The sequence below is a fragment of the 'Camptotheca acuminata' phytoplasma genome (genome assembly GCF_041276565.1).
In the GTDB taxonomy this organism is placed as follows: domain Bacteria; phylum Bacillota_I; class Bacilli_A; order Acholeplasmatales; family Acholeplasmataceae; genus Phytoplasma.
In genome coordinates, this window is record NZ_JBGGGR010000038.1 from 1 (window position 1) to 1,403 (window position 1,403).

Genomic DNA, 1,403 nt, shown 5'->3' on the forward strand with positions numbered 1-1,403 from the left:
TCCTTAGAAGAATTCAGAGCAAGGAATACTTAAAGTGGCTCAGGAAATTCAGAGCGGATCCGGAGATGAGGGACAAGTCCAAGTACTGTGTGTTCCACAAGGATCATGACCACACTACAGATAATTGTTGGACCTTGAAACAAAAGTTGGAATGTCATATTAGGAAAGGGAGACTCCAGGAATATGTTTTGAAGGATGAAAAGTTTGGTGATCGAATGGAGAGGCAGCCGCCAAGAGGAAGTTAAAGGACTGAAGAAATGGAGGATAAGAAGGGACCCCAGCACCAGGTGATCAATGTCTTGCATGTTTCGGACTCCCAAACCGGGAGCTCAAATAGAGCCCGAAAGCGATATGCAAGACAAGCCAAAGTAGAGCCTCAAGCTCTTGAGGTGAGCACTATAAAGAAACGACCTAAAGCCATACCAAGAATCGAGTTCGAGGAATAAGATCCCCGTATGGTACATTGCCCACACACCGACTCTCTTATCATAACAATGAAGGTAGCAAATTTCGAAGTTAGAAGAGTATTAGTCAACACGGGAAGTTCCACCAATGTGTTATTCGAAAAAGCATATCCCAAAGCTAAAAGGATGTGCTCCTTACAACTTCAGTAATAGCTGGCATCAATGGGGATTTGACTGTTCCTTTTGGGGCCCTGAAGCTCCCGACAACGATTGGCAATGAGATCGAGCATATATGACTATTATGACAGAATTTATTATTGTGGACAAGAATTCCCCATACAGTAGGATCATAGGAAGACCCTTGATTGACAAACTTGGGGCGATAACTTCCACGCTACACCAATGCACGAAGTTTGAACATAATAGTAAAATCATTAGCATGCATGGATGTCAGTATACAACACGGGAATGCCATGCCATTGCTATGAAAGGGAGTCCTACTAAATGGCAATTACAGAGTCGGGCTGGGAGTCAAGATCTTCACCAGGGGTTCCCTGGATTGTGAGGGGGTTTGGCCACCAGAAGTGATAGACGAACCCTTAAGTCCTAGAGGGAATCCTAGCGCTACGACTCCTAGAGATGAAACGAATAAGATAATTTTCAGCACAAAGGAAAGCGAGAAGGTGCTTCAGATAGGGGCATCACCTGGTGAACGGGAAGAACGTGAATTGGGTGCCTTCCTACATAAAAACTTGATAACCTTTGCCTAGAAGACTCAAGATATGAAAGGAATCAATTCTGAGTTGATCATCACAAGCTAAGAGTGGACCCACATCATCCCCCAGTACGCTAAAAAAGGAGAAGCTTTGCCAGGGATGGGCATAAAATTATAAATGAAGAGGTTCAGAGGCTACTTGATGTCGGGATGATAAAGGAAGTTGATTACCCCCAACTAGTTCGCAAATACAATCTTGGTCAAAAAGAAGAATGGAAAGTGGA

General features: G+C 43.8%; 1 protein-coding gene. It reads left to right on the forward strand.

All coding sequences use genetic code 11. The features are described from left to right. The coding region (locus tag AB6A63_RS02240) for a hypothetical protein (protein ID WP_370431064.1) at positions 1-245 on the forward strand (245 nt) is incomplete at its 5' end. Positions 246-1,403 lie beyond the last annotated feature (1,158 nt).